This is a genomic window from Flagellimonas amphidinii (genome assembly GCF_013090115.1).
Lineage (GTDB): Bacteria > Bacteroidota > Bacteroidia > Flavobacteriales > Flavobacteriaceae > Flagellimonas > Flagellimonas amphidinii.
This window is the reverse complement of sequence record NZ_JABFNN010000021.1, coordinates 50,358-74,215: the sequence shown is the minus strand read 5'-3', so window position 1 is coordinate 74,215 and position 23,858 is coordinate 50,358. Positions and strand designations below refer to the sequence as shown.

At 38.1% G+C, this 23,858-nt stretch carries 22 protein-coding genes; 13 read left to right on the top strand and 9 right to left on the bottom strand.

Annotated elements, in window-relative coordinates; genetic code table 11:
* Positions 1-13: 13 nt before the first annotated feature.
* Together HJC33_RS01715 and yiaK are read right to left on the bottom strand one after the other, a co-directional pair.
* Entirely contained in the window at positions 14-1,453 is a 1,440-nt protein-coding gene (locus HJC33_RS01715) for a glycoside hydrolase family 28 protein (protein WP_171657060.1), read from the bottom strand.
* 72 nt (positions 1,454-1,525) lie between these two features.
* The gene (gene yiaK, locus HJC33_RS01710; protein ID WP_216366628.1) at positions 1,526-2,551 is read right to left on the bottom strand and encodes a 3-dehydro-L-gulonate 2-dehydrogenase; all 1,026 of its coding nucleotides are present in this window, start codon (positions 2,549-2,551) and stop codon (positions 1,526-1,528) included.
* A gap of 131 nt (positions 2,552-2,682) precedes the next feature.
* Between yiaK and HJC33_RS01705 the strand changes: the two genes are divergently transcribed.
* Positions 2,683-3,597: a hypothetical protein gene (locus HJC33_RS01705; protein ID WP_171657059.1), complete on the top strand. Its 915-nt coding sequence runs from the start codon at positions 2,683-2,685 to the stop codon at positions 3,595-3,597.
* 12 nt (positions 3,598-3,609) lie between these two features.
* Here the strand turns inward: HJC33_RS01705 and HJC33_RS01700 are convergent, their stop codons facing one another.
* Genes HJC33_RS01700 through HJC33_RS01680 form a run of 5 tightly spaced genes read right to left on the bottom strand, consistent with a single transcriptional unit; the run spans position 3,610 to position 11,373 of the window.
* Positions 3,610-5,646, bottom strand: coding sequence for a DUF2231 domain-containing protein (locus tag HJC33_RS01700; protein WP_171657058.1), 2,037 nt, complete (start codon positions 5,644-5,646; stop codon positions 3,610-3,612).
* 12 nt (positions 5,647-5,658) lie between these two features.
* Positions 5,659-6,501, bottom strand: coding sequence for a chitobiase/beta-hexosaminidase C-terminal domain-containing protein (locus tag HJC33_RS01695; protein ID WP_171657057.1), 843 nt, complete (start codon positions 6,499-6,501; stop codon positions 5,659-5,661).
* The gene (locus HJC33_RS01690) at positions 6,498-7,532 is read right to left on the bottom strand and encodes an NHL repeat-containing protein (protein ID WP_171657056.1); all 1,035 of its coding nucleotides are present in this window, start codon (positions 7,530-7,532) and stop codon (positions 6,498-6,500) included. Before HJC33_RS01690 ends, HJC33_RS01695 begins: the two co-directional genes overlap by 4 nt.
* Entirely contained in the window at positions 7,532-9,022 is a 1,491-nt protein-coding gene (locus tag HJC33_RS01685; protein WP_171657055.1) for a DUF1501 domain-containing protein, read from the bottom strand. Before HJC33_RS01685 ends, HJC33_RS01690 begins: the two co-directional genes overlap by 1 nt.
* 2 nt (positions 9,023-9,024) lie before the next feature.
* Entirely contained in the window at positions 9,025-11,373 is a 2,349-nt protein-coding gene (locus HJC33_RS01680; RefSeq protein ID WP_171657054.1) for a PSD1 and planctomycete cytochrome C domain-containing protein, read from the bottom strand.
* Positions 11,374-11,533: 160 nt separating this feature from the next.
* Between HJC33_RS01680 and HJC33_RS01675 the strand changes: the two genes are divergently transcribed.
* On the top strand, positions 11,534-12,445 hold the full coding sequence (locus tag HJC33_RS01675; RefSeq protein ID WP_246245456.1) for a universal stress protein: 912 nt from the start codon (positions 11,534-11,536) through the stop codon (positions 12,443-12,445).
* On the opposite strand, the gene HJC33_RS01670 is transcribed toward HJC33_RS01675, so the two are convergent.
* A complete protein-coding gene (locus HJC33_RS01670; protein ID WP_171657053.1) occupies positions 12,446-12,853 on the bottom strand; it encodes a hypothetical protein in 408 nt (135 codons plus the stop codon).
* Positions 12,854-12,935: 82 nt separating this feature from the next.
* Here HJC33_RS01670 and HJC33_RS17460 point away from each other — a divergent pair, with 82 nt between their 5' ends.
* The 11 genes from HJC33_RS17460 to HJC33_RS01615 all read left to right on the top strand — a co-directional run bounded on the left by HJC33_RS17460 (position 12,936) and on the right by HJC33_RS01615 (position 22,427).
* Entirely contained in the window at positions 12,936-14,471 is a 1,536-nt protein-coding gene (locus HJC33_RS17460; protein ID WP_272621025.1) for a sensor histidine kinase, read from the top strand.
* Positions 14,443-15,492: a response regulator gene (locus tag HJC33_RS01660; RefSeq protein ID WP_171657052.1), complete on the top strand. Its 1,050-nt coding sequence runs from the start codon at positions 14,443-14,445 to the stop codon at positions 15,490-15,492. The genes HJC33_RS17460 and HJC33_RS01660 overlap by 29 nt, the downstream gene beginning before the upstream one ends.
* 94 nt (positions 15,493-15,586) lie before the next feature.
* Entirely contained in the window at positions 15,587-16,429 is an 843-nt protein-coding gene (locus HJC33_RS01655; protein WP_171657051.1) for a universal stress protein, read from the top strand.
* 80 nt (positions 16,430-16,509) lie between these two features.
* The gene (locus HJC33_RS01650) at positions 16,510-17,355 is read left to right on the top strand and encodes a universal stress protein (protein ID WP_171657050.1); all 846 of its coding nucleotides are present in this window, start codon (positions 16,510-16,512) and stop codon (positions 17,353-17,355) included.
* 17 nt (positions 17,356-17,372) lie between these two features.
* Positions 17,373-18,221: a universal stress protein gene (locus HJC33_RS01645; RefSeq protein WP_171657049.1), complete on the top strand. Its 849-nt coding sequence runs from the start codon at positions 17,373-17,375 to the stop codon at positions 18,219-18,221.
* 3 nt (positions 18,222-18,224) lie between these two features.
* The gene (locus tag HJC33_RS01640; protein ID WP_171657048.1) at positions 18,225-19,028 is read left to right on the top strand and encodes a universal stress protein; all 804 of its coding nucleotides are present in this window, start codon (positions 18,225-18,227) and stop codon (positions 19,026-19,028) included.
* A 58-nt stretch (positions 19,029-19,086) separates the two neighbouring features.
* Positions 19,087-19,938, top strand: a complete 852-nt coding sequence (locus HJC33_RS01635) for a universal stress protein (protein WP_171657047.1) — start codon at positions 19,087-19,089, stop codon at positions 19,936-19,938.
* Between the two features lie 11 nt (positions 19,939-19,949).
* Positions 19,950-20,369: a glycosyltransferase family protein gene (locus HJC33_RS01630; RefSeq protein WP_171657046.1), complete on the top strand. Its 420-nt coding sequence runs from the start codon at positions 19,950-19,952 to the stop codon at positions 20,367-20,369.
* 147 nt (positions 20,370-20,516) lie between these two features.
* The gene (locus HJC33_RS01625; protein WP_171657045.1) at positions 20,517-20,864 is read left to right on the top strand and encodes a hypothetical protein; all 348 of its coding nucleotides are present in this window, start codon (positions 20,517-20,519) and stop codon (positions 20,862-20,864) included.
* Positions 20,865-20,939: 75 nt separating this feature from the next.
* Complete coding sequence (locus HJC33_RS01620) at positions 20,940-21,383, top strand: hypothetical protein (protein WP_171657044.1); 444 nt, start codon at positions 20,940-20,942, stop codon at positions 21,381-21,383.
* A gap of 36 nt (positions 21,384-21,419) precedes the next feature.
* Positions 21,420-22,427, top strand: coding sequence for a 2-hydroxyacid dehydrogenase (locus tag HJC33_RS01615; RefSeq protein WP_171657043.1), 1,008 nt, complete (start codon positions 21,420-21,422; stop codon positions 22,425-22,427).
* Here the strand turns inward: HJC33_RS01615 and cls are convergent.
* Positions 22,422-23,825, bottom strand: coding sequence for a cardiolipin synthase (gene cls / locus HJC33_RS01610; RefSeq protein ID WP_171657042.1), 1,404 nt, complete (start codon positions 23,823-23,825; stop codon positions 22,422-22,424). The genes HJC33_RS01615 and cls overlap by 6 nt on opposite strands.
* Between the last annotated feature and the right edge of the window lie 33 nt (positions 23,826-23,858).

Sequence of the window (23,858 nt, the reverse complement as noted above, 5' to 3'; positions counted from 1 at the left end):
GTTGATGCTTTTATTAATAGGAAGCCCCATTGATGGTAGTATTTTCAAATTGAATCGGGTCAGAAAATTTCACTGACATTGGGTCTTTCGCACCTTTTATATGTACATTTTTGAGGGTCACATTTTTAACAGGGTTTTCTTCTCTTCCATTGATTAAAATGCCATATTCACCACCATTTTCAACATCAATATTTTCCAAATGAATATTTTTAATGGAAGGAATATGCTCACCTTCTTGATTGGCATAAATACCGTAGTGGGTATTGATTTTTAGAACGGCTTCCTTGACCTGACCAACTTTAATGTCCTTGACATAAACATTTTCTACAAAGCCACCTCTAAGCGTATTGGTTTTGATTCGTATGGCACGCTCCAATTCTGGACTGTCCATGTTACAGTTTCTGATAAAGACATTTCGTACACCTGCGGATATTTCACTTCCCATGACCACTCCGCCATGACCATCTTTCATTTGGCAATTTTCCACAATAATGTTCTCACTGGGGATATTTACTCGCCTACCTTCATCATTTCTACCAGATTTGATGGCAATGCAATCATCACCAGTATCAAAAACACAGTTTTTTATGTGGACATTTTTGGAATACTCCGGATTACAGCCATCATTGTTGGGTCCGTGACTGCTTGCTGTAACACCATCAACAGTGACATTGGTACTTTTTATTGGGTGCATTATCCAAAAAGGGGAATTGATGAAGGTAACTCCCTGTACTAATACATTTTCACATTCAAAAGGTTCAAAAAACAAGGGGCGTAACTGATGCCCTTCACCAAAAACTCGCTGAGCTACCGGAGTGGCATCTTCATTCATTTTGCGAAGTGATGGTAAGTTATGGCCATCCCTTTGTTGCGGTTCTCCATCTTTATGGCCGTAGCGTTCTGCACCGCACCAAGGCCACCAATTGGTTTTGCCTGCCTGTCCATTGAAGGTGCCTTTTCCGGTAAGGGCAATATTTTTTTGTTTATATGCATAAACCAAAGGAGAGTAGTTCATGAGTTCAACGCCTTCATACGAAGTATGCACTACGGGTAAGTAATCTTCCTTATTTTTTGAAAAAAGGATTTCCGCACCTTCTTCCAAATGAAGGTTGACATTGCTTTTTAAGTGAATGGATCCGGTTAGAAATTTTCCAGCTGGCACATTTACTTTGCCACCGCCAGCTTTATGACAGTTTTCAATTGCTTTTTTGATGGCTTCTGAATTATTGGTTACTCCATCTGCTATAGCCCCAAAATCAGTTATATTGAAAGTTTTATCTGGAAATGTGGGTACGGTTATGGTTTTGATTATGGCATCTGCTTGAGCAAAAGCAGATGCCAGATCATCAACCTTTTTTGCTTCTGTTTTTACTTCTTTACAAGAAAAAATGGTCAGAAAAATTGAAACACATAGTGTTGTGCGATAAACTGAAGTCAATTCAGGTAATTTCATGATATATATTTTGCGTAATCGATTACACTAATATACTAAAGTTACTTTAACCAGCACAATTTCAGAGGAATCTTAACTTTTTAAATGTAAAATTTTTTCCCAAACGCTTACACTTACAGGAATACCTTCCTTTAGGTTTTTAACTCGGGTCGCTGCGCTCCTCTCCCCAGGGTAGTAGGTTCTTTCACCAGGCTTTATAGGTTCAACATCATGGGTGTAATCAATGATTTCATTGAGTAATTTTTCCTGATATTGACTATCACCAAAAATTTCCGGATACATACAGAGGTAGATTTGCGAAATGCCAGTTTCAGACTCTCGTTGACTTATTTTATACGATGAATCCCCCGCAGATAATACAGTTGCCAACATATCCAGAACCATTGCCAAGGCAGAACCTTTCCAATAACCAATGGGTAAACCCCTTTGTTTAACCAAGATTTTCTCAGGATCTTTGGAAAGTTCATCATTTTGATCCCATCCGCCATAATAAGGTAGCTGTTCTCCCCGTAATCTGTAATCGTTAATTTTTCCGAAGGCAAATTGGGATATGGCCATGTCCAAGACAACGTGTCCTTCTTTTCTGGGGATGGACACCACGAAAGGATTGTTGCCAATTCTACTGTCCTTGCCTCCCCAAGGTGGCATATTGGGAATAGTATTGGTAAATAATATAGAGATACAGCCTTGGTTCGCTGCCTGATGAGCATAAGTGCCACCACGCATCCAATGATTGGTATTTTTAAGAGCAACAATACCTATTCCATGTTTCTTGGCCAATGTAATAGCTCTTTCGGTACATTTTGTGGCATTGATGATACCTGGTCCGAAGTTGCCATCCCAACGTTCAATAGTTCCGAAAGAAGAAATGATTTGGGCTTCTTTTTCAATTTTCACAAGACCTTTTTCAATATATTCAATAAAAGCAGGAACACGGTTCACACCATGGGAGTTGACACCAACTAAGGTACTTTCGGTATAGGTTTCAGCCAAGAGTTTGCTTTTTTCATCACTACAACCATATTTTGCGAAAAGTTGGAGCAATGTTTCGAACAATGTATCATGGGAAATCTTGATAATGTTGGTGGATTTTTTCATCAAGTAGAATCATTTTTGCTCTTGATATTTCAAAAGCATATGCAAAATTTAGTCTTACCTCTAATTTAACGTATTTTGTATACTGGACTTTGGAAAATAAACATTTGAGGTCATTACTAAGTACATCACTTATGATTTTTAGGATATCCTTCATTTTTTTCTTTTTGGGAATTTGTTTTGTTTTTGGCCAAAATGGCAATGAAATCACCATGTTTCGCTTTGAAAAGGGACCAAATGGGGGATTTGTGTTTAAAACAGATAAGCTGGAGGGGGTCTTGCGTTTAAAGGAAAGGTCAACGGGCCTGAATCCAATATATGTGTCTTCTGATACTATTTCCATCACAAAAGGCGAGGGACTGTTCAATCATTATCGAGTTTTTTCACATGGCAAACGATATGGGTATGGAGCAAGAAGGTGGTCAAGTACGACCAAACTTTTACCTAATGGTTCGGTGGAGGTTTTTTGGGCTGCACAAGAAAAAAGACCTTTTGAGTTAAGAGCGACCTACCAGTTGGTTTCACAAAACACAATTGATGTTACAACAGTGGTAAGGGCATTCACTGAACTTCAAGATTTTGAAGCCTTTTTGGCGTCTTATTTCAGTGCTGATTTTATTGAATCAGAAGTATTGGTTGCTGATAAAGCAGGTAATCTTAAGTTTATTGAAGCTAAAAGAAGTTTGGGCGAATGGTTGGCTTTTCCTAGGGATGATGAAGCAACTTCAATAATTGGGGATGGACGTTGGGAATTAGAGCCCCATCCATTGAAATGGGAAATAATGCCAAAATTCTATTGGCCGGTAGCCATTCGAAGAAATCCCAAAAATGGTCTTACCGTGCTTTGCATGACAGATATGGAGAGTTGTTTTGGGGTTTTTACACCTTATGGTAAAGAAAAACACTTTTCCAACTACATGTCTCTATTTGGAAATGATTTAACTAGTGGCGATATGCTATCCGCTCATTCAAGGTTGGTTGTGCTCAAAAACCCAAGTAAGGATGAAATTATAGAACATATACGAAACTTCATGTCGAGCCAAAACTAAGTTCAACCAAGATTAATTGAATATTACTTCATCCAAAAAAATAAAACTGTTTCCACCTGGTACAGCGTGCCAATCGGGATTTTTTAAAGTGCTTTCAACCAAAATCTTGGCTTTTTTTACCTGAACAGGATTAAAATCAATGGTATAAACAGAGCGTTCAATGGCATTTTCTGGAGGTTGCGGTTTAGGTAGTTTTATGGATTTGAGTTTGGAGTAATTAATACCGTCTTCAGAACCCCATACAGTATATCCGACCGGAGCAAAAATCCAATTATTGGGAATGGATAAACTTCCAACCGAAACATTGGTGATGGTGGATTTTTTATCGAACTCAATGGTGGCTACCATGTGTTGCCCTTCATATCCAACCCAGTTGCCATCAACAAAATTGGATGTGCCTCGTTTTTGGTCCATTAACGTTAACCCTTTTTTTCCAACGTATTTAGGATGGGGAGATTTTTGTAAAGCAATACGTTTGATTCCAATTTTACTTTGAAGAAAGCTTTTGGTAATTGAAGTGCTGGGTTCCCAACCTTCCATGGTGACAAAAGCACTTAATTTGGATGTTTTTTTGAGATAAAATGGCCCCGAGTACTCTTGTGGAAGGGTATCATTGATGGCATAGTGAATTTTGGCTCCATCAATATATTGTTCTAGGGAAATCAGTAAGGAATCTTGAAAAATTTCTCGGTCAGCCAAAATTGTGGGCGGACCAAGACTACTGACCGCGAAAACACTATCAGCTATCTGTCCTTGAATAGTAATAGTTTTGGTACTTTTCTTAAAAGTCAAAAGACCTTCTCTGGTCATTTGGGTCTGCCAAACATAGAGCTGTTTTAGATTGGATAAATTGGATAGAACAGTGAGGGCATCATCATTCACTTGGGTGCCAAAGAGATTCAAGGTCTCCAAGTTGTTCAAATTTTTTAACTTTTCAAGACCAATATTGGTTATTTGTGTTTGTTGGAGGTGCAGTTTAGTAAGGTTTTTAAACTCTTTTAATGTTTTGGCCAACTCATCATCAATGTTTGTATATGCCAAATTCATCTCAACGATGTTCTTTTTGTATTTGTAAAGGAGTTCAAAATCATTTTCGGTGAGGTCTTTCCGCTGTGTAAAATTCACTAGCAGTAATGGCGAATCTTCTGCAAGTGTTTGGGCGGAAAGCCTATTTTGATTTAATGCTTTCAAATATTCCGAAGGAACTGGCTCCAATTTTTCGGCAATTTGCGCCCTTATGGAGGTGTCCTTTTCCAAAGAAGCCAGCACAGTGCTCACTCGGTCACTTGCCGGCAAATCTTTGGTCACACAATCAAAACAATTTTCATTTTTCATCCACCATTCCAATAAGATGATTTCTTCAGGGGTAAGTTGGACTTTGCCTTTAGGGGGCATATGTTCCTTTTCTTCTAAAGGAAGATGTATGCGATGCAGCAACAATGATGGTTGTTCTTGTTCCAAAGAATCCAATAACGAACCTGAATCTCCCCCTGCCAAAAGTTCCTTTGGTGAAGTAAGTAGCAAACCGCCTTTGGCCTTGCCGCTATTATGACAACTCACACATTTTTGTTGAAGAATGGGTTGAACAATTTCAGCATAGACTTTAGCTTCTTCTACATTTTCTATAATAGGGTCCTCATAGGCTTTTTGAAATAAAAAATCTTCACCGTGGGTAAGGCTGCCACCATAATGTCCAGTTAATACCAACAGGATTAAAACAACAGTAAAGAAGGGTAGATAGATTTTTTTTGTCTTTTTATTGTTTGATTTCTTCAGGAAAAAGAGGAGAATACATCCCACTAAAAAGGCGACGGCAATCCATTTATGTCGAGTTAATAGTACTTCGTCATAACCACCATGGTCACCAAGCAACCATCCAGTTGCCACAGAAAACAAAGCACTTAATGCCCCAATTCCCAAAGTAAATAGTACAATGCCATTGTCCTTTATAGATGCTTTTTTTAAATAATGAAGCTCCATAAGAAATGCCAGGAGTAAAATACCTATAGGTAAATGGACAATAAGAGGGTGTAAGTTACCGAGCTGCATATTTAAATATTGTTATTCTATCAAAATCTCATCTAGGAACAGCCATGGCAAGGTGCCTTTACCTGGATGCCAATCTGGAATTTGTTCCAAAGCGGATATTTGTATTAGAAGATGATTGTACATTCCTTTTTGAACAGGAACCTCAATAAAACTCATTTTTTTGTTTTCTTCCTTGTTGCTGTTCTCGAGGGTTTTTGCTCCAATTTTGGATGTTCCATTAAGAATAGCTATTTCCTTAGGTGCAAAGATCCATGACCCCTGATCTTGAAGTGTACTGATAATTATTTTTTCGATGGTTATAGGTACATCAAATGCTAACTGAACTTGTACCGTTTTGTCTTGAAACCCTAACCAATTTCGTCCTTTTCTAAAATTGAGACTCCCCTTTTTATTGTCAATTAAGGTTTTTGGGCCATTACCTTGGTAATTTGTATTTGCATTTGGGGTTATATGGATTCGGGCAGATTCAAGGAATGTTTTAATTTTTCTAAGTTGCAATTCTTGTTCATTACTCGATTTATAGTCTTCATGAAAAGCCTTTGCTCGTATGTGTGCTGTTGAGGTAATGACTATTGGAGATGTATATTTCTGTGAATTTTTTGAAACCTCTGAGCCGTCTAAGGTGTAATGAACGCTGGCTCCTTCTGCGGTATACATTTTTACGAAAGCTTGTGAGGCAAAGAGTAAACTATCTACTTCTACAATAGGAGGTGAAAGCTGTATTTCGTCAACCGTTAAAAAGGATTGACCAAGACCAAAATTACCCATTGCAACAAAAAGAAATGCCAACAATGCGGCAGATTTAACATCCGATAAGTTCTTGGTGAAAACGGTATTTTGGAACTTACGCTTCATACACGGTATAATTTTATGGGATAAGTGCCCCAAGAGTTCCATTGGGCGACATATATATTTTCATCAGCATCAATACAGACATCATGGGGATGTCTAAAAACCGTCAAGGCTTGGTGCATTGGGGTTAATGCTTCATTCACATACCTAGGAGTACTGCCGCCGGGAGCAGATATGAGTTTGTTGTTTTCATTCAAAATAGATATAAAACCGGTGCCTTCCGAACCGTCACCCGACCAAATGGTTGCCAAATAAACATGCTTATTGTGGATAACAGGGCGGCAAATATAAGCTCCAGGCAAATCTATGGCATCTAAATAGTTGCCTGCCAAATCGAATCTTTTGAGTTTATTTTGCTGCCGTGCGGTTATAAGTAGCGTTGGGTTGTTGGGATTTCTATCGTCAATGCAGATTCCATGTGCGTTGTTGAATAAATGTGCCTCGTCTCCTAATCCCCCAAACACATTTTTGATGTTTCCTTTCGCATCATAATGGGTGATATATTGAGCACCATATCCATCAGCAACATAGATATCTCCATTATCGGCTATAGCTGTTTCTGTTGGAATGTATTCCTCCTTTTTTTGGTACTTCCCACTTTCTTTTGGGAAAGGAAATACTTGGATTACTTTACCGTCTAAAGAGGTTTTTATGACTTCATGTCTTTCGTTGTCACAGATATATAAAAACTCGGTGCCATTTTCATCATGAAGCGTTAAGCCATGCGCCCCAGGAAATTCATGTCCCCAAGAATCCAATAATTTACCTGAACGATCGTATATTAAAATGTTGTTTTTGGTGTGATTGGTCAACAAGAAAATTCTTCCTTTGGCATCCTGGGCCATTTCATGGCAGTCTTTTACCGGAAAGTGTTTGCTATTGAGTTTGCCCCATTCCAAATCAACTTTATAGCGATGGGTACCGTGTCCAATGATAGCATCTTTGTCCAACTTGGTTGCCAACAGATGATTGCCCATAGAAGCTATACCAAGGGTGGCCCAAGTACTATTTTTGATGAATTTCCGTCTTTTCACTAGGCTAACAGGTCTTTTACCACATGCCCTTCAACATCGGTGAGTCTAAATCTTCGACCTTGGTACTTGTACGTTAGCCGTTCGTGATCAATTCCCAGTAAGTGAAGCATTGTTGCCTGAAAGTCGTGTACATGTACAGGTTTGTCCACAATATTATAGCCAAAATCGTCAGTTTCGCCATAAACCACACCAGGTTTTATACCACCGCCGGCCATCCACATGGTAAAACATCTAGGATGGTGGTCCCTACCATAACTGGTGTCGGTTAAAATACCTTGGGAATAATTGGTTCTTCCAAATTCACCGCCCCAAATTACCAAGGTGTCTTCCAACATGCCTCTTTGTTTCAAGTCAGCAACAAGTGCTGCAGAAGCTTGATCTACATCCTTAGCCTGTTTTTCTATGGCTGAGGGAAGATTGTCATGTTGGTCCCAACCCATATGGTACAATTGTATGAAACGGACATCTTTTTCTGCCAACCTTCTGGCCAAAAGGCAATTTGCTGCATATGTGCCAGGTATTTTGGCATCTGCACCGTACATTTTATAAATGTAATCGGGTTCGTTCTGCGTGTCCATTACCTCTGGAACTGAAGTTTGCATACGATAGGCCATTTCATATTGGGCTATCCTACTTTGGATTTCATCATCCCCGAATTCTTGGTACTGTTTTTCATTAAGAGCCGCCAAATTATCCAAAATGGTTCGCTTGGTTTCTTTTGAAATGCCTTTTGGGTCATTCAAATAAAGTACTGGATCTTTGGCGGCCCTAAATTGTACCCCTTGGTGTAGGGAATGCAAAAAACCATTGCCCCATAAACGTGTGTACAGAGGTTGTCCATTGGGTCTTCCTGTTCCTCTGGACAGTAATACTGTGAAAGCTGGGAGATTTTCATTTTCACTTCCCAAACCATAGCTCAACCAGGAACCTATGCTCGGCCTACCAGGTTGCTGGGAGCCGGTTTGAAAGAAGGTGACTGCTGGATCGTGGTTGATGGCTTCGGTGTACATCGATTTGATAATACAAAGGTCATCCACCATTTTGGCAGTATAAGGCAAGAGGTCACTAATCCAAGTTCCATTTTTTCCATACTGTTTGAATCCAAAATTGGAACCCACCAAAGGAAATTTATCCTGACCAGAGGTCATTCCAGTAAGTCGTTGTCCATTTCGAATGGATTCTGGAAGATCTTCTCCTCTTCTTTGGTTGAGCAGAGGTTTGTAGTCAAAAAGCTCTAATTGTGAGGGACCTCCACTTTGGAATAGATAAATCACCCTTTTTACTTTGGCAGGAAAATGGGGGGAACTCAAAATTCCCTTAACTCCCATTGGGTTATCAGTTTTGGTAATGAGCTGCCCTTCCTTTCTGTAGAAATTACAGCCCAGCAAAGAGCCTAGAGCTACTCCTCCAATACCCAGTGCGGACTTTCCCAAAAAAGCCCTTCGGTTTAGATTTATTGCATTATCTGCTATGATTTTCTTTTCTCCCATGGTTATCCTCTTGATATGGTTTCGTCCAAATTCAATATGGTTTGTGCGGTAAGTGCCAATGCTGTCAACTGGTCTGATGGTAAATTAGATGCAGCCGTAAACTCTCCAATGGTTAAATATTCTTCAGGGATCACTTCGCTATTGGTAACTTTAGCAATGGATTCATTATAAAAAGTCAACAGCATATCCAGTTCCTCTACCGAAGGAGATCTGGAGGTTGCACTCTTGAACATGTATTGTATTCTATCCTTGGGTTCTGATTGCATTTTAGCAGTATTTGCTGCCAATGCTCTGGCTGCTTCAATCAATTGAGGGTCGTTTAATAGCACAAGCGCTTGTAAGGGTGTATTGGTCTCCTGACGTTTTACATTGCATAAATCCCTTGATGAGGTATCAAATGTCATCATACTGGGAGGAGGAACTGTTCGTTTCCAAAAGGTATAAATGCTTTTTCGATATAAATCTTCCCCCTCACTTTGTACATAAGTTGAAGTACTTCCACCACCACCACCTGTAGTTTCCTCCCAAATGCCTTCAGGTTGATAGGGTTTCACACTTGGACCTCCTACTTCCGCATTTAAAAGACCGCTAATTTTTAAAGCCTGGTCGCGAATCATTTCGGCACTTAAGCGTAATCTGCTCGCTCTAGCCAAATACGTGTTCTCTGGGTCAAGTTCTTTCATTTGGTCTGATATCTCCGTGCTTTGCTGATACGTTGCCGATAGGGCCATGTACTTGATCAATTCCTTGAGGTCCCAATCCATTTTTTGGAATTTTAGGGCCAAAAAATCGAGTAATTCTGGATGTGATGGCAAAGCTCCTTGGTTGCCAAAATCATAAGAACTTTCCACAAGGCCTTTACCGTACATTTTTTGCCAAATTCGATTTACAACAACCCTTGCAGTTAAAGGATTTTTTTCGTGGAAAAGCCATTGTGCCAATCCCAGTCGGTTTTTTGGAAAGTTATCCGGGAAGGGCAATATTGCTTGCGGAGTTGCTGGGAAAACCTGTTCTGAGGGTTGGTCATACACCCCCCGATTCAGAATAAAAGTTTCTCTGGGTTGTTCCATATCTTGCATTACCATGACTTCAATTTTGTCCTTGGGTGAGTTGGTCATATTAACAAAATCCAACACACCTTCAGCATCAGCTTTGGTTACATTAATGTAAGGTTCTGGAATTTCTTGGGCATTGGCCATCAATCCCTTTTCGTTGATATTATTGAAGAAACTGAACAACTGAAAATGATCTTTCTGGCTTAAAGGGTCATATTTGTGGTCATGACACCGTGCGCATTCCATGGTCATTCCCAAAAATGCCGTACTAAAAGTATTGGTACGGTCTTCTACATATTCAATGCGATATTCTTCAGGAATGACCCCACCTTCGGCTGTAATTTTATGATTACGATTAAAACCGGTGGCCAACAAAGTCTCTTTAGTGGAATTTGGAATCATATCGCCAGCCAATTGATAGGTTACAAATTCATCGTAAGGCAGATTTTTGTTGAAGGCATGAATGACCCAATCCCGCCAAGGCCACATGGTGCGCTCAAAATCGTCTTGGTATCCATGTGTGTCTGCATAGCGCGCCACTTCCATCCAATCTGCAGCCATATTTTCTGCATAAGCCATGGTGTTCAATAAAGAATCCACTACCTTTTCATAAGCATTTGGGGCGTCGTTTTGCACAAAGTCGTTTACTTGTTCCACTGATGGGGGCAGTCCAGCAATACTAAAGAACACTCTACGGATAAGCTGTTCCTTTTCTGCTTTTTTGGAAGGATTGAATCCTTTGGATTGAATTTTTTGCAAAACGAACTTGTCAATGTCATTTTGACTCCATTTGTCGTTTTCAATATGTGGGATTTGTGGTGCTACAGGAGGAATAAATGCCCAATGCTTTTTGTATACAGCTCCTTGTTCCACCCATTTTTTTAATAGTTGCTTCTCATATTCTGAAAGTACAAGGTTGGATTCTGGAGGGGGCATGATAAGGTTTTGATCTTCAATGAAAATCCTTTTGACCAATTCACTTTTTTCAATATTGCCAGGAACTATGGCATATCTGTCTTTGTTTTCACCTAAAGCGGCATAAGCATCTTCGGGCTTGTTCAAAGAAAGTCCACCTTCTATGGCATTTTTATCTGGGCCATGGCAAGCAAAACATCTATCTGAAAGGATGGGTTTAATATGAAGTGAAAAATCAATACTATCCGGTACTTGTTCCATTTCCATGGCAGTAGATGCCAAAACATAGTCTGATTTTTTCTCTTTACAACTAAAGGTGAAGCAGATTGCAATGAAGAAAATAAGGAGCCTTTTTGGTGGTAAATAGATAAGATTCTTCATAAAATTTTAGCTAGTTGAAATTAAATTAATTTTTTCATTGGGAATTCGATAAAAATTTCGACCGACAACTTAACAGGCAAGACTAACGTTTTTTGTGAAATGACCTAGGTCATGGAAACATGCTATTTATCAATCTATTTTTGAATCAAATTGCAATAAAATGGAATCTGCCGAAGGAATTAATATGGTAAATGCTGTATTCTCTTTCCATTGGAAAAACCATGGACTTTTAAAATCAAATATGAACTCGATGAAAAAAATATTGGTGCCTGTTGATTTTTCAGAACATTCTGGTCATGCACTGGAAGTTGCATCACAAATTGCAAGGCAACAGCAAGCAGGTATTATTATTTTGCATATGCTGGGTCTTTCAGAATCAGTAATGGCGAAATCTGAAATGGAAGAAAGACAAGAAGCAAAGTACTATTTGGATTTGGCCAAAGACAGAATCAAAAAATTCACTGATAAAAAGTTTTTGAAAAATGTTCCTTTGGAAGCTGTTATTCAAAATTATAAGGACTTTGAAGAAGTGAATCATGTTGCAGAAGAGCAAGGTTGCGATTTAATAGTAATAGGCTCTCATGGAACCACCGGTTTTAAAGAAATTTTTGTGGGCTCCAATGCAGAAAAAGTGGTCAGGTCTGCTACTGTACCGGTTTTAGTGATTAAAAGACCTCATGAAAGCTTTTCAATCAAAAAAATAGTATTTGCATGTGATTTAAAAAAGGAAAATATACCTGCATATAAAAAAGTTGTTGCCTTTGCAGAGCTTTTTGCTGCTTCAATCGAAATTTTATATGTAAATACTTCTGGTGCTAATTTTATGGGATTTTCTGATATTGAGAATAAGATAAAGACCTTTAACAATGCCCTGGGTGAAAGGCCCTTGATCAAAGTCTATAATTATCAGAATGTGGAAAAAGGTATCTTTAACTTCTGCTTTGAAAACGAAGCAGATCTTTTGGCTGTTCCCACACATGGTAAAAAAGGAATCGCCCATTTTTTGAAAGGTAGTAAGGCGGAGGATTTGGCCAATCATGCCAAATTGCCTGTGCTTACGGTTAGACTTTGATTAATTTCTGAACAATAGTTCAAGGCGTCCAAGTATAATAAGCTCCGATTTGTTACTTCCGGCAAATGCCGCGGCGATTGCCCTTGCAGTAGACATCGCCAATCGTTTTATGTTGTCTGGGAAAAGGGCTGTGTTATCCGTATAAAAAGCTTCGAACTCTTCGTAAATGGTATCAGCTTTGGTTTCGTATTCCAATAATTGATTAAAAATATGCTCAATTTGAAAACCGGCATCATTTCCATATTCGTCTTTTATTTCATCTACATCCAACCAATGTTCACGAACAATTTCTTTGAGTCGCTCAATTTCGTTAACATGAATGCTATGGTCGGCCATAGCTACAGCATAGAAGAGTTTTCCTAAGTTTTGATAAAAATCTTTTCCGAGTTTTTTCTTTGTATCCAACATTTTCTTTAATTTCTGAATCTCAGAAATAAATATAGTCATGGAAATTCCCTCCCCCCATGACCTAAATCAGTATTTTTAGTTTGTGAAACTATTTGAAGAAAAAGATGTTTTTAAAATCCTGTCGGAGGTTGTTTTCGAGGGAATTCTAATTGTTGATGAACGACAGACGATTTCTGCAAGCAACAGTATGGCCAATGATATGTTTGGTTATCCGAAAGAGGGACTTTATGGAAAACCCTTGGAAATATTGATTCCCCAAAATGCTAGGAGAGATCATAAATCATATGCAGGTAGCTTTATCAAAAAAGGGGAGAAACGAAGAATGGGGAAAGAACTGGATTTGGTTGGAATTCGACATGACGGAACTGAATTTCCTTTGGAAATTAGTTTAAACCCGTTCACGTTATTGAGCAAGCGATATGTAATGGCCATTGTGGTGGATATTACCGAGCGTAAGAAAGCAGAGCAGGCCATTAACCATTGGTTTCGAATATTTGATGAATCGCTTAATGAAATTTATGTTCTTGATACCTCTTCTCTAGGATTTTTGAATGTAAATAGAGGGGCGCAGTTGAATCTTGGATATGACGTACAAGATTTGGATGGGATGACCATTCTGAATATTGCACCAAGATTAAACGAGGGGAGCTTTAAAGAACTTGTTCGGTCTCTTCAAGATGAGGGTAAGGAAAAAATCAATTTTGAGAGCGAGTTTCAGCGTAAAGATGGCAGCCAATACCCTGTTGAGGTACACCTTCAATTATCAGAAATAGCAAAAAAAGAGGTGTGTGTGGCCATAGTTTTGGATATCACAGAAAGAAAAAACTATACCCAAAGACTTGAGAAGACGGTTGAAGAGCGGACTCAGCAATTGAGTGAAGCACTGCTGGCTGAAAAACAATTGAACGAACTCAAAACCAAGTTCCTGTCGTTGGTTTCACATGAATTCAAAACCCCATTGACCAGTATACTGACTTCTACTTCCTTACTTGCAAAATACAAAGAGGGGCATCAGCAGGAAAAAAGGGATAAGCATATTGGGACCATCAAATCCAAAGTAAAGTATCTGGACAACATTCTTAGTGATTTTCTTTCCGTGGAACGTTTGGATGCTGGAAAAGTTAAATATAACCTGACCAATTTTCCTTTGAGCAAATTGGTGAATGAGGTAATCTACGATTCTAATACCCTTTTAAAGGAGGGCCAACGCATCCATTATCCAAAGGACATAGACGATATTGTTATAAAATTTGATGAAAAAATTTTGGTATTGGCCCTATCCAATTTAATCCACAATGCCATCAAATACTCGCCCGAAGGAACACAGATTAAATTAAAAGTTTTGAAGGAAAATGCTAGTTTAAGGATTGATGTAATTGATAAAGGCAATGGTATTCCTGACGAGGACCAAGGCTTTATTTTTGACCGTTATTTTAGGGCCAGCAATGTGCTGACCACCCAAGGAACCGGAATAGGGTTGAATATTGTGAGAAGGCATATGTTCAATTTAGGTGGGGATATTTGTTTTAAAAGTAAACAGGGAGAAGGTTCAACATTTACATTGACCATTCCCACAACGCATAAAGAAGATGAAAAAGATTCTACTGGTCGAGGATGATGCATCCTTGCGGGAAAATATAGAAGAACTTCTAGATTTAAACGGTTTTAGAGTTTTTACGGCTCCTAATGGTAAGGTAGCCATTGAGGTGGCCCAAAAAGAACATCCGGATCTTGTGCTTTGCGATATCATGATGCCCGAAATGGATGGCTATGAGGTGCTTGAGGAATTATCATCTTTTGAGGCTACCCGAAATATTCCGTTCATTTTTGTTTCTGCCAAAACTGAACGCCACGATGTAAGAAAGGGTATGGATATGGGAGCGGATGATTATTTGACCAAACCTTTTGAAGAAGAAGAACTCATAAATACCATAAATGCCCGTTTAGAAAAGGCCAAGCAAATGGAAAATGCGTTTTTGGAACGCAACAAATCCTCACAAAAAAAAGATGACATTAGGTCTTTACATGAGTTAAAGAACTTTTTTGATGATCACGGTCAGGTGTTTTCCCATAAAAAGGATGATACTATTTATAATGTAGGTGATCATTCCAATATGGTCTATCTAATTCTAAAGGGTCTGGTAAAATGTTGCCGATTGGATGAAGAGGGTAAGGAACTCATAACTACAGTATATGCAGCTGATGATTTCTTGGGTTTTACCTCACTTACAGAAAATATGCCCTACCAAGAATATGCTATTGCCATTGAAGATGTTGAAATTTCTGGGGTTCCAAAGGCAAGGATAAAATCCATTTTAGAGGAGAACCAAAATGTTTCTTTAGAAATTATGGACATTATGGCGGAAGATTTAGCCCGTATCAAACAACAATTATTGCAAATGGCCTATAGTTCTGTGCGCAAAAAAACAGCACAGACCCTTTTAATGTACTCCAACGCAATTAACAAGGGAAAGGACGAGGTCTTAAAAATTGCCCGAAGTGACCTTGCGGGTGTGGCAGGTATTGCAACTGAAAGTCTTATTAGAACCTTGTCTGACTTCAAAAATGAAGGTCTTATCGCCATAGAAAACCGAAATATTCGAGTTTTGGACAAAGAGGCGTTGGAATACGTCCACTAATCAGTGCTTTAAAAACTTTTGGGAACATAAACTGATTTAGGTCATTCCATATTTTTTTTGGAATGATAAACTTGGGCTTTCATTTGGTCTTTGCATGAAAAATATTTTGGTCCCAACGGATTTTTCAGAAAACTCAAGGAATGCACTTTCGTATGCTCAAGTATTGTTCAATTCCCAGGAATGTAATTTTTATTTACTGTTTGTAGGGACACTTATGGATTCCCAAACGGAATCTTTTGGAATAGTGCCCAAGGTGAACAATGGTCCATCAAAAGAGAATACTCGAGAAAAGCTAATGGAGTGGGTGGAAGACTTCAAGAAAAATAACACCAATAAAGACCACTTTTTTTATCCGGTTCTGGAATATGGTTTTTTTATACCTACAGTAAAGAGACAACTGGAAGAAAAGAACATTCACCTTATTGTAATGGGAACTAAAGGTGCTACTGGCCTTAAGGAAAAAGTAGTGGGCAGCAATGCCGGGGATGTTATCACCAAAGTGCAGTGCAATACTTTGGTAATTCCAAAGGAAGTGGAGTATACCCAGCCCGTTGAAGTAGCTTTTCCTACGGATTACAATATATTTTATGCCCATCATATTCTCAGTTCCATTGAAGAAATGTTGCAACTGGGCGAAGGAAGGTTAAGAATAATGAATGTGATTAAAAGTGGCAATCAGTTGAGCCAAGAACAGGAAATCAACAAGGAATACCTGCTAGATTTTATGAAAGAAAGTTTTGATCAAAGATTCAGCTTTCATACGGTGACCAACAAAAGTGTAAAATCTGCCATCCAATGTTTTGTGGAAAGTAGGGATGTGGAAATGATTATCATGGTGGCTAAAAACCTAAACTTTATCCAACAAATTTTATTCGATCCCATTGTGGAACAAATCAGTTTTCACACAAAAATTCCATTTTATGTAATTCATGAATAGGGTTTTGAAGGGTTAATTGGGATTGACCAAAATCATTTTTTAACAATAAGCCGGCGGTTACCTTTGAAAAAAGAGAGGTTATGCGTACCGTACTGATTCCAACAGATTTTTCAATAAATGCGCTACACGCACTGCGATATGCGCAAGAATTGTATAAGTGTAAGCGTACTTGTTTTTATATCCTTCACGCCTTTGCAGATGAAGTTTATGGAGAATATAAGACCACTCCACCAGAAAAAATCAAAAAAGTAGAAGCAACAAAAAGAGAACAGGTTGCAAAAAAGCTGGAAGATTTAGTTAAGGAAGTAATCGGAACCCCACCAAATCCATTACATAGTTTTGAGACCATTGCCTCTTTTGATAGTTTGGTCGATGGTATCAATGATTTTGTCAATGAAAAGAATATTGACATGGTCATCATGGGTACAAAAGGGGAGACCAGTAATCATAAAACCACTTTTGGCAGTTACACAATTGAAGTTTTTAAGTATGTAAAATGCCCAGTTTTGGCAATTCCTGAGGATTTTGAGTTCAAACAGCCCAAAAATATATTGTTCCCAACAGATTATATGCTTCCATACAAACGCAGGGAGTTAAAACTTTTAGGGGATTTAGCCGGAGATTTTAAGTCCAAGATTCACTGTCTTTATATTACCGATTTTGATATGCTGAGCCCAAGACAGCAGGACAATAAATTGTTCTTGGAGAGAACTCTAAACAGAGCCTATGTGTTTTTTGAAACAACCGCTGTAAAAAATAAAGCGGAAGTCATCATGGAGTATATCTGGGAAAAGGAAGTGGGCATGCTGGTCATGGTCAACTCCAGGCATTCATTTTTTGAAGATATGCTTTACCGTTCTACTGTTGATTTACTAGGATTGAAAGTGAAAGTGCCTTTTTTGGTGATGCAGAACCTGCATCGGTAAACTTTAATAAAAAAGTTATGAAAAAAATAGTATTGCCCACCGATTTTTCTGAAAACGCTTTCAATGCCATTTGCTATGCTGTTGAGTTATTGGAAAATGCCACATGCATCTTCTATTTGGTCCATTCCTATACGCCTGCTCTCTATCGGGTGGATTATGCATTGGGTAGTCCGGGACAATTTGGATTGCCAGATGACCATCAACACCAAGCTGAAACTACTTTGGAAAAAATCAGAAAACGTATAAAAAAGAAATACACCAATCCCAAGCATACTTTTGTGACCCATGCGGCCTTTAACTCTTTAGAAGATGAGATGGCCAGTGTGGTCAAAAATGAAAATATTGATTTAGTTGTTATGGGGACCCAAGGTGCCACCGGTGCTCGGGAAATCTTATTTGGCTCCAATACAGTGCATATTTTCAGAAAATCCACTGTGCCGGTTTTGGCAATACCATCTTCCTATAAATTCAATCTGCCAAAAGAAATTCTGTTTCCTACAGATTATGAGGTGAATTATAGCAACTCCAGTATTGAGACGCTATTTTGGATGGCAAAATTGTGGAGTGCCAAGTTGAATGTTCTGCATGTTACATCTTCAAATGGATTGACTTCCGAACAGGAGAAGAACAAAAAAGCTTTGGGAAAGCTTATCAATGATCAATCTTTTAAAATATATGACCTGCCTGACCAAGAGCTGGTAGAGGCCATCAACAGTTTTCAAATGGAAACAACGGTTGACTTATTGGCCATGGTCAAAAACAAACATTCTTTTTTAGAACGACTTTTTATTGAACCGATAATACGAAACGTTGGATTGCATACCAATGTGCCCTTTTTGGTGCTTCCATATAACTCTAAATCTTAAGCTATGCTACAAATTCTAGCACCCACAGATTTTTCAAATAACTCTTATAATGCTTTGTTTTATGCGGCCCGTTTGTTTGAAAACAAGGAATGTACCTTTCATATTTTAAATGTTTATAATGAAAAGGTTCCATCGGCCAAAGCTAAATCAGAGGAAGGTCTTGATGCCATTGCCCACCGATTAATATTGGATATTGATAAAAACAGCAAACACGAACTAAGAAAAGTCTCGGTTTATGGAAATTTAATTGAAGGGGTGAGCCAATTGATGAGCCAACAAAAGGTAGATTTTATGGTTATCGGAAATAAGGCAAGAGATGAGGTCAAGGATATTTTATTTGGTAACAATGCGATGCAATTAGTGCGGGAGGTTACTAAATGTTCAATACTGATTGTTCCTTTGGAAGTGGATTTTGGTCAAGTATCCCGTATGGCCTTCATATCCAATTATACCAATCCTATAGCAAAAGAAAATATCAAAACCTTGGAATTTATCAAATCCATCACGGAAAGCACTTTAGTACCGATGAGCATAGAGGAAACAAAAGAGAACAAGGAAGTGGCAGAAAACAAGTCCAGCTTTTTTACGGCATTTGCAAATGACCTTGCCAAAGAAATAGAAATGCCAGTTCTTGAAAATAAAGCCAAAACTATTTTGGAGTTTGTGGACTTGTGGAGTATTGATATGCTTTGCATGGTGTATTATCCCCATCATTTTTTCTTAGAGTTCATCGGTAAGGGAATTATTAAAGAGTTGAACACAAAATTGGAGGTTCCCTTTTTGATTTTGCCCAATCAGGCAAATTGACCTGCATCATGGCGTAGTTGGTCTGGGCATAGTAGTTTTAATAAAAACCAAGAATGTCATGGATAAGAGAGTGTTACTTCCAACAGATTTTTCTAAAAATGCTTTGAATGCCATAAGATATGCAATGGAACTTTATAAGGACGTTCAATGCGATTTTTACATTTTGAATGCTTTTCAAGTGTCGGGCTATACTCTGGACAGTATGATGGTTCCCGAGCCTGGAGAACGCTTTTATGAAACCGCTAAAAGAGCTTCTGAAGAAGGAATGGAGCGTTTATTGGAAATATTGAAGCTACACCCTGAGAATCCCAAACATAGGTTCCAAACCATATCCACTTTCAATAGTCTTGTTGAAGCCATTAATAATGTCATTGCTATAAAAGACATTGATATCATTATAATGGGAACTAAAGGTATAACAGCTTCAAAAGCACGAGTTTTTGGAACCAATACAGTCGCTGTTATGGAAAAAATAAAGGAATGCCCCGTTATTGCTGTACCCAATGATTATGCTTATGCTCCGCTCAGAACAATTGTTTTTCCTACGGATTACAGGACAGATTATAAAAAAAGAGAAATTGGGCATTTAATTGAAATTGCCAAACTGCATGATGCAAAAGTGAATGTAGTGCATATAGACAAAAATAAAGACGGCAAGTTGAGTGCGTCAGAACAGACCAATAAGGAGTTGTTGGAGGATATTTTGCATGGAATTGATTATGAAATACATTTTCTGTCCGCCATAAAAATAGGAAAGGGCATTGACCAATTTGTAGAAAGTGAAGATTGCGATATGATTGCCTTTTTAAATCGGAAGCATCTGTTTTTTGGAAGCATCCTCTCCAATCCTTTGGTTAAAGAAATAGGTTATGACCCTAAGATTCCCATTTTAGAACTCAATGATAATTGAAAAATAGAACTATGAAACAAATTGGAATTTGGCTAGATAAACAGGAGGCACTCATTTTGGTTTTGGAAAATGGTGAAGAACGTTTTTTCACTATTCCTTCGGAATTGGATTTTTATAACCCCAAAGGAGGCTCACGTTCAAAAACAAGATGGGGTCCACAAGATGTAGTTCAGGATAGCAAATATATGGAAGCAGAAAAGCATCAGTTAAAGAGATACTTTGCCAAAATTGTTAAAACCCTTGAAGACATTGATGAACTGGTCATATTCGGCCCAGCTGAAGCCCGGGAAAAATTCACAAAGGAGTTAGAGCAAAACCATCTTAACGTAGCTTCAAAAATCAAGGTCAATCAAAAAACAGATAGTATGACCCAGAATCAATTTAAAGCGTTGGTCAAACGTTCTTTTAATGTTGATGCTCATGAGGGATGAGTATTAATTTTTCTCCAAATTGATTTAAATCATTGTGCAGTAATTGATCAAACCCTACATTCATGATCATCCAATTTTTTATGGATATAGTGGTTTATGGTCAAAGAGAAAAAAATAGAGGCGTTGCATACTCAATTGCAAAGATGGATGTCACATCTACAATTCATCAAAGATGAAATGACCTTTATTGAAAAATTGCTCAATTCTTATGTGTTTGAACCCAAAACCCCCAACTTATTCGAAAAATTGGTGCTGTATAAAGAAGATCTACAGCAATCCAAAAAAGAACAAGAACGGCTTACAAAGTTGATCATTAGGCAGGAACGTAACTTGGGAGGCATTTTTGAATGCACCCAAAAGATTTGTGATGAAGCTTTTTATGAAAGGCATCATAAACTTCAGGATAGAGTACTACAATATTTTGATGACTATTTGAAGCTTAAAACGGAGTTATACCAGTATGCGGGTTCTGTACTGAAGAAAAGAAAGCCTTAAAATGAGTTGCCATTTTAAGTTATAACTTAAATATATGGTGAATGACGTTCAATTTGCCGAGAAAAAATCAGAGCTATGGAATCAAAAATTACAAGGAAATCTTTTCGAGAGTGGTTTAGTGCCGATGAGTTACATGAAGAGTCCAAAAAGTGGATTTCTGAAATGAAGTTTACTCAAGATGAACAACGGTTTTTGAATAATATGGTTAAGGATTATACCCTGGATATTATTGATACAGATATGTTCAATGTTATAAAACCTTTAGTGGAATCCTTAAGTGAATTGGAAAATAGTCTGGAAATACTTCTTGGAAAAATAGTGCTGCACGAAAATCAATTGCGGATTATGGTGGATGATGTAGATCAGAAAAAAATGGAGAATGCTTATTTGGACACACATTCTGACCTTCACAAAGAGGTTGATGATTATTTTGAGAAGTATAGGGAAGACAAAACCCAGATGTTTGACATTGTATCCAAAGTCATCAAGAGAAAAAAACAAAAAAGATTACTGGGCTAAGAAATATGTTTTTAGACCAGTTGTATTATTCTAAAAATGAAAGTACTCATTTATAGTGCCAAGGATTTTGAGATTGAAAACATTAAAAAAGTCAATCAAGGAAGACACAGAATGAAATTTGTGTCTGAATCTTTGGATACGTCCACTGCAGTTTTAGCTGCGGGTTTTGATGCCATTTCCATTTTTTCCAGTGATGATGCTTCTTTGGTGGTTTTGGAAATATTGAAGGAAATGGGGGTGAAGTATATTGCACTTAGATCTACAGGGTTCAATAATGTGAGTGTTAAATCAGCCAAACGACTAGGTTTTAGGATTGCTTATGCACCAGAATATTCCCCACACGCTATTGCAGAACATGCCATTTGTCTATTGCTAGCTTTGAACCGAAAATTGATTCAAGCCAATGAACAGGTACATCAATATAATTTTCTATTGAAGGATTTGATAGGATTTGACCTTGTGGGCAAGACCGTTGGGGTATATGGGACTGGTAGAATTGGGGCCATTGTGGTAAAACTTATGCATGCTTTTGGGTGCAAGGTTATTGGCACTGATTTGAAGAAAAACCATTTCTTGGAAAACCAATATGATTTGGAATATGTGGGTCTGGAAGAACTTTGCAAAAAATCGGATATCATTAGTATCAATGTGCCACTTACGTATGATACACACCATATATTCAATGCCTCCTTGTTCAATATCATGAAAAATGATGTAGTGCTGGTCAACACAGCCAGAGGAGCTGTTGTCAAAACCATTGATCTTATCAATGCATTAAAAAAAGGGACTATTGGCGGATATGCTACCGATGTCTACGAAAATGAAAGAGGAGTATTTTTTAAGGACAACAGCACTAATGGAATTAAGGATGAACAGCTCAAAGAGCTTATATCGCTACCTCATGTTTTACTAACACCACATCAGGCGTTTGCAACCAAAGAGGCGGTCAGGCGCATTGCTGAAATTACACTTTATAATATTGATTGTTGGGAAGAGGGGAGAACTTGTAAAAACGAGTTGGGCTTTGAGACCGCAGTTTCATAATAATGGACTTAGCAATTTGGCACTGCCTTCAATCAATTTGTTCATCCATGGTCTTTTACTGAAAGCTTGATGGTCTTCTAGTTTGATGGATCTGGAACAATCTTGTAAAAAATCTGTTTTCAATTGTTTGCTCAGTGCAGCATTATAAACAATGGCATTGGCCTCATAGTTTTGCTGAAGGCTTCGGTTGTCCAAATTGGCAGTTCCCACACTGGCAATTGAATCATCGGCAATGATGACCTTACTATGTAAAATCCCATCAGGATACAGATAAATTTTGATGCCGGCTTTAAGGTAAGATTCAAAATAGGCCCGCACACACCAGTCCACCACTTTGATATCAGTGCTGGCAGACATCAATAATCGAACATCAACTCCACTTAATGCAGCAGTTTGCAAGCTTTGTAAGATGGCATGATTGGGTATAATGTATGGATTGATGATATACAAATAATCCTTGGCGTTATTGATGATTGAAAAATATACCTGTTCCATAATGGCAAAATCATCATCTGGACTACTGGGCACAATCTGCAATGAAACATTTTGCTCTACTGTATTTGCTGTTTTGAAGGAATCCATAGCTACTTTTTTATTACTGGCCAGAAACCAATCAGCCACAAAAATTCTATTTAAAAAAGCAGCTGCTTCACCATCAATTCTTAAATGCGTATCATGCCATTTACCCACCGAAGGGTCACCCTTGAGATATTTATCAGAAATATTGATTCCCCCAGTAAAACCTATTTTGTTATCCACTACAATGATTTTACGGTGGTTCCTGTAATTCAGAGAAGATAGGAATCTACCAAACCGGAAGGGAAGAAATTGGGCTACCTCAACCCCAATCTTTTGAAGTTTGCGCAAATAGCTTTGGCTCAAGGAATAGCTACCAATTCCATCATACAGCAATCTAACGGTAACATTTTTCGCAATCTTTCTTTCAAAAATACCCAGAAGTTTTTCAGCTAAAATTCCATCCTCAAAAATGTAATATTGAAGGTGTATGTGTTCTTGGGCATTTTCAAGGGCGTTAAAAATACTCTCAAAAGTGTTTTTGCCATCTTGTAAAAGAGTAAGTTGATTAAGATTGGTTACAGGACATTTTGAGGTTGTATGGATTAGTTTTGCGAGTTTGTGATATTTTTTTGGAATATCTACCTCATTATTTTTAGAGTCATGGCTGTTGGTGTAGAATTCATGTTGTAAGGGAAAAAGCTTGTTTTTTCGTCGGTTTCTTCCCAACATGATGTACAACAAAAAGCCTCCAACAGGGATAGTGAAAATGGCCAAAAGCCAAGCTAATGTCTTGCTGGGGCGTACACCGTTTAAAAGCAGGCTAATGACCATGCTCAGGGCAATAAGAATATAGATTGTTATGGCAGTAACAAGAAGCATTGCTCAAAGTAATGCGGTTATCACAAATATAGT

Bases quoted from the DNA above. Each gene is read 5' to 3' on its own strand.
- HJC33_RS01715 (WP_171657060.1), bottom strand. From the start codon at position 1,453: ATGAAATTACCTGAATTGACTTCAGTTTATCGCACAACACTATGTGTT.
- yiaK (WP_216366628.1), bottom strand. From the start codon at position 2,551: ATGAAAAAATCCACCAACATTATCAAGATTTCCCATGATACATTGTTC.
- HJC33_RS01705 (WP_171657059.1), top strand. From the start codon at position 2,683: ATGATTTTTAGGATATCCTTCATTTTTTTCTTTTTGGGAATTTGTTTT.
- HJC33_RS01700 (WP_171657058.1), bottom strand. From the start codon at position 5,646: ATGCAGCTCGGTAACTTACACCCTCTTATTGTCCATTTACCTATAGGT.
- HJC33_RS01695 (WP_171657057.1), bottom strand. From the start codon at position 6,501: ATGAAGCGTAAGTTCCAAAATACCGTTTTCACCAAGAACTTATCGGAT.
- HJC33_RS01685 (WP_171657055.1), bottom strand. From the start codon at position 9,022: ATGGGAGAAAAGAAAATCATAGCAGATAATGCAATAAATCTAAACCGA.
- HJC33_RS01680 (WP_171657054.1), bottom strand. From the start codon at position 11,373: ATGAAGAATCTTATCTATTTACCACCAAAAAGGCTCCTTATTTTCTTC.
- HJC33_RS01675 (WP_246245456.1), top strand. From the start codon at position 11,534: ATGGAATCTGCCGAAGGAATTAATATGGTAAATGCTGTATTCTCTTTC.
- HJC33_RS01670 (WP_171657053.1), bottom strand. From the start codon at position 12,853: ATGTTGGATACAAAGAAAAAACTCGGAAAAGATTTTTATCAAAACTTA.
- HJC33_RS01660 (WP_171657052.1), top strand. From the start codon at position 14,443: ATGAAAAAGATTCTACTGGTCGAGGATGATGCATCCTTGCGGGAAAAT.
- HJC33_RS01655 (WP_171657051.1), top strand. From the start codon at position 15,587: ATGAAAAATATTTTGGTCCCAACGGATTTTTCAGAAAACTCAAGGAAT.
- HJC33_RS01650 (WP_171657050.1), top strand. From the start codon at position 16,510: ATGCGTACCGTACTGATTCCAACAGATTTTTCAATAAATGCGCTACAC.
- HJC33_RS01645 (WP_171657049.1), top strand. From the start codon at position 17,373: ATGAAAAAAATAGTATTGCCCACCGATTTTTCTGAAAACGCTTTCAAT.
- HJC33_RS01640 (WP_171657048.1), top strand. From the start codon at position 18,225: ATGCTACAAATTCTAGCACCCACAGATTTTTCAAATAACTCTTATAAT.
- HJC33_RS01635 (WP_171657047.1), top strand. From the start codon at position 19,087: ATGGATAAGAGAGTGTTACTTCCAACAGATTTTTCTAAAAATGCTTTG.
- HJC33_RS01630 (WP_171657046.1), top strand. From the start codon at position 19,950: ATGAAACAAATTGGAATTTGGCTAGATAAACAGGAGGCACTCATTTTG.
- HJC33_RS01625 (WP_171657045.1), top strand. From the start codon at position 20,517: ATGTCACATCTACAATTCATCAAAGATGAAATGACCTTTATTGAAAAA.
- HJC33_RS01620 (WP_171657044.1), top strand. From the start codon at position 20,940: ATGGAATCAAAAATTACAAGGAAATCTTTTCGAGAGTGGTTTAGTGCC.
- HJC33_RS01615 (WP_171657043.1), top strand. From the start codon at position 21,420: ATGAAAGTACTCATTTATAGTGCCAAGGATTTTGAGATTGAAAACATT.
- cls (WP_171657042.1), bottom strand. From the start codon at position 23,825: ATGCTTCTTGTTACTGCCATAACAATCTATATTCTTATTGCCCTGAGC.